This is a genomic window from Amycolatopsis vastitatis (genome assembly GCF_002234595.1).
GTDB classification, from domain to species: domain Bacteria; phylum Actinomycetota; class Actinomycetes; order Mycobacteriales; family Pseudonocardiaceae; genus Amycolatopsis; species Amycolatopsis vastitatis.
In genome coordinates, this window is sequence record NZ_NMUL01000100.1 from 1 (window position 1) to 3,815 (window position 3,815).

Annotated in this window: 5 protein-coding genes and 1 pseudogene; 3 read left to right on the forward strand and 3 right to left on the reverse strand. The window is 67.4% G+C overall.

The window, feature by feature from the left end:
* Positions 1–514: 514 nt before the first annotated feature.
* Positions 515–799, reverse strand: a complete 285-nt coding sequence (locus tag CF165_RS49365) for a hypothetical protein (protein ID WP_205661245.1) — start codon at positions 797–799, stop codon at positions 515–517.
* 42 nt (positions 800–841) lie between these two features.
* On the reverse strand, positions 842–1,003 hold the full coding sequence (locus tag CF165_RS52380; RefSeq protein WP_205661246.1) for a hypothetical protein: 162 nt from the start codon (positions 1,001–1,003) through the stop codon (positions 842–844).
* A 376-nt stretch (positions 1,004–1,379) separates the two neighbouring features.
* On the opposite strand from CF165_RS52380, the gene CF165_RS49370 reads away from it, so the two are divergent.
* The gene (locus CF165_RS49370) at positions 1,380–2,675 is read left to right on the forward strand and encodes an alpha/beta hydrolase family protein (protein ID WP_143268953.1); all 1,296 of its coding nucleotides are present in this window, start codon (positions 1,380–1,382) and stop codon (positions 2,673–2,675) included.
* A gap of 147 nt (positions 2,676–2,822) precedes the next feature.
* On the opposite strand, the pseudogene CF165_RS49375 reads toward CF165_RS49370, so the two are convergent.
* Positions 2,823–3,038 (reverse strand): annotated as a pseudogene (locus CF165_RS49375) (IS630 family transposase); the annotation flags it as partial.
* A 256-nt stretch (positions 3,039–3,294) separates the two neighbouring features.
* Between CF165_RS49375 and CF165_RS49380 the strand changes: the two are divergent.
* Both CF165_RS49380 and CF165_RS49385 read left to right on the forward strand, forming a co-directional pair.
* On the forward strand, positions 3,295–3,630 hold the full coding sequence (locus CF165_RS49380) for an STAS domain-containing protein (RefSeq protein ID WP_240522215.1): 336 nt from the start codon (positions 3,295–3,297) through the stop codon (positions 3,628–3,630).
* A partial coding sequence (locus CF165_RS49385; protein ID WP_205661247.1) for an MEDS domain-containing protein occupies positions 3,627–3,815 on the forward strand: 189 nt, incomplete at its 3' end. The genes CF165_RS49380 and CF165_RS49385, both read left to right, overlap by 4 nt.

A 3,815-nucleotide genomic window follows, 5' to 3' on the forward strand; every position in this document is an offset into this window, starting at 1 on the left:
CGCGGTGTCTTCCTTCGGGCCCATCCGTGCAGGGTATAGCTGGGGTGGCCGGCAGGAAACCGGCGTAGATCACTGCTCCTGCCTCGTTGTCCTTCAGTGTGCCGCTCCGGAAGCCAATCACGGCGGACGGTGCATCGTCACCGTCGACACCCCGGCGGCGCAGGCATGCCCCTACTTCCACCCGAGCGGCAGCGGGGTGCTGCAGCCCACCGCCGACAAGCAGCGCGCGGCCAGGACCGCCCCCGCTGCAGTGACGTCGGCGCCTGCTGCGGCTACTTCGGCGACTCTGCCGTCGGCCTGCGCGGCTCCCGCTCATCACCACCACCACCACCAACGACGCCGTCGTCCTCGTCGTCGACGACACCGCGGTCGCTGCCGTCGCCCGCGTTCCCGCCGACGACGGCCCCCGAGCCGCCGCCGCACTCCGGGCGGACGAGGCCGTCAGCGATAGCCGTTTCGTGGCCAACGGGCACGTGACCCTGACCGTCGCGCCCGGCCGGTGGCCCGGCGGTGATCAGCTGGGTGACCGGCCATCGTCGGCGGGTGACAGGTCGGGTGGTTGGTCGGCGGGGGAGAGCAGTTCGGCATAGCGGCCCAGCATGCGCTCGTCGATGCGGCGGTAGAACTGCGGCAAGGTCGCGGTCCGAACTTCGTGGAAGGCCAGGAACCGGGGGTCGGATCGCAGCTTTCCCAGGATGCACTGGAAGCTGGCGGTTTCGGAGCGGAAGCTTGCCGTGCGTGCCCGGTGTACGTACCCGACAAGGCGGGAGGAGGTGGTCTGCAACCGCCGGCGCAGCATCTCGGGGGACGCGGCGTGGGTGTAGAGCTCGATGAGCTTCTCTTAGTAGGTGATCGGGTCGTAGTGCTTGATGGTGGTCACCAGGTAGGGCGCGTAGTAGAAGCTGAACGGCAGGGAGGTCCCCCCGATGGCCTCGAACAGCGACGTTCCCGAGTTCCCCGACTCGGACGTCAGCACCATTCCCCGCCCACGGCTGCTGGTCAACCTGGCCGGCCTCCGCACTCGCCGCCGGGCGGCCCACGCGATCAGCTGTGATTCCGCTGGCGGCCAGCGGTCGGTCACACTCGGGCCCGCAGGATCGGCAAGGTGGCGCGGAGGTCCTGGAACAGTGGGGTGAGCCCCACCAGGGTGCCGGTGGCTCGCTCCATTGTTCCTCGTCCGGGCCGTCCCTAGCATTCGGACGGGAGAAATCCCGACAGGCGACTGGGGAAGCCATGATTGTCCGCCCGGCAGCGCCGGTACGCCGATCACCGCATGTGGATGATCCGCAGGTTCGCCTTGACCACGAACACCTTGCTGTCCAGTGGTAGCTCGACCGGAAGCCGGCCACCACGCGATGAACGTCGGCTGAATCTCCCGCTTGCCAACAGCGAATATCTCACCGGATACCGGCATTGCAGCATGTGATCGACGAGGAGACTTGGGAATGGAATCAGGAACGATCGAGATCGCCGACGCGGACGGCTCCGAGAACCAGAAGAAGACAAAGCCCAAGCGCAAGCGGAGCTTGCGGCGGATCATCATCGTGACGGTGTCCGGGCTGCTGGTGCTCGTGGTCGTCGGGGTCTTCGGGCTGGCCTGGTGGGTGAGCGAAGCCCAATTCAAGCCGGACCACCAGTACTACACGCACCCCGACCACTCCGACGTCGTGCGCGAAATAAAGGAAGCCGGTCCCGGGAAGAACGTGGTCATAAGCTCTCCCGGCGAGCACACCCGCCGGCATGGGACGTACCGGATGGTGTGGGACGGCGTCGAAGCGACCGTCGGCGAGATTGTCGTTGAGTCGCCGGACTCCGTGGAGCGCCCGATCCTCAACGGCCCGGCGCCGTCGGTCGGCACGACGGTGGACGTGACCAGTGTGATGATCAGCGACCCGAAGACCTCGTTCGGACTGGACTACTCGGAGGTCTCGGTGACCACTGAACTCGGCCCGGCCCCGGCCTGGTACATACCGGCATCCGGACCGCGCGACTCGACATGGGTGATCGCCGTACACGGCCAGAACGGGCGCCGCAATTCCATGCTGGCGTCTCCGATCTTTCACCGGCTCGGCCTGCCGGTGCTCGCGATCACCTACCGGAACGATGAGGGAGCTTCGGCTTCCCCGGATGGTTTCATGCACTACGGCGAGTCCGAGTACCGGGATGTGGAGTCGGCAGTCCGCTACGCGCAAAGCAAAGGCGCGAAGCACGTGGTGCTATACGGCAGTTCGATGGGCGGCCTGATCGCCGGCCAGTTCCTCGTCCGCTCGTCTCTGGCGAATGTCGTCACCACGACGATGCTGGACTCGCCGCTGATCAGCATGCCGATGGTGGCGGAGTTCAATGGACAACAGTACGGAGCGCCCGCCCCGGCGATCTGGCTGACCGGCAAGGTCGTCCACTGGCGCACCGGCGTCGACCTGGATCAACTGGACCTGATCAATCACCCACCGACCGCGAAGCCGCCGACACTGCTCATCGCCGGTGCGCGGGACTCGCAGGCGCCGGTGCAGATGGACCGTGATTTCGTCGAGGCAGCCAAGAGGATGAACTGGCCGGTGGAGTACGCGGAGTTCCCCGGCGCGGAACACGTCGAGTCGTGGAACTCCGCCCCTACCCGTTATGAGAAGGCGGTCACCGACTTCTTCAGCCGCACGGTCTCGAACTCGCGATGACGCCGACGGCCTGAGCAATGGCAGACCCGACAACTCCCGCCGATGAAGGTCCGATGGCCTCTCCGCGTGCCGGGTCCGGTCGCGACGATGCACGCGTTCACCGACGGTACTGGCCGCGCGCCGGGAGGACACTTTCCGCGATAAGGCATAAGGCCCGGCCGCCTTCGTGAGGAAGTCGAGGAACCCAGCCTTACCGTGCGGTCGTAGCATTGGTCCGTCACCTGTCCGGTCGCGATCTCCAGTGCCGCGAACGAGGTGGGGTTCGGTTGCGTTGGTAGTCGTGGGTGGCCTTCTCCGGCAGTCCGGAGCGCAGCGGAAGGGTCGGCGCGGTGCGTTGAGCACCCGGATCTGGGACTTCTCGGCCGCTGCCGCGTGGTGCGGCCGATCTGGGCGCCGATCTACCACGCTATTGCCGTTTGGTCCGCGTCGACTGGCCAGTACGTCGGCAGCGCACCGGCGGGGTCGACGTGGTGGGAGTTGTGTCAGGACTCGCCTATCGAGGCGATGACCAGCGGCCAGAGGTCCGCAGAGTTTGCCGGGCCACGTGGGGCCAGGCGTCGCCGCGAGCCTATCGAGCCATGGAGGAACGGGTAGTCACCGCGGCGGGTAGGCTGCGTGGGTGAGCGACTCGCACGTCAGCCGGTTGCAGGTGGTCCGGTTACCCGGCGAGGGAGGCCTGCGTGTCATCGGCGCAGTCGACCTCAGCACACGGGAGGTGTGGCGGAACGCCCTGGAATCGGCGGCCACGGACGGTTCGCCCGTCCGGCTGGATCTGTCCGAACTGTCGTTCATCGACACCCGGGGCACATCGATGCTGGTCGCCGCCGCGCAACGCCGACACGGCACGGCACCTCTCACGATCACTCGCCCGCCGAGGACTCTGCTGAGGGTGCTGGCGGTGCTGTGCCCGGGCGAGCCGGTGGAGATCGTGATCGAAGAACAGGAGGCGTCGTGAGCACGCCCGTCGACACACCCGGCGCCGAGTCGTTCATCCACCCTGCCCTGTTCTACCGGGGTGCCGAGGAGTACCTCGCCGGCACCGTCCCGTTCATCCGGTCCGGACTCGCGGCGGGAGAGCCGGTCGCCGTGGCCGTGCCCGGACCCAACCTGGCGCTGCTGCGTGCCGAACTGGGCGCCGAT

Excerpts from the sequence above, each read along its gene's own strand:
- CF165_RS49365 (WP_205661245.1), bottom strand. The coding sequence starts at position 799 with ATGCTGCGCCGGCGGTTGCAGACCACCTCCTCCCGCCTTGTCGGGTAC.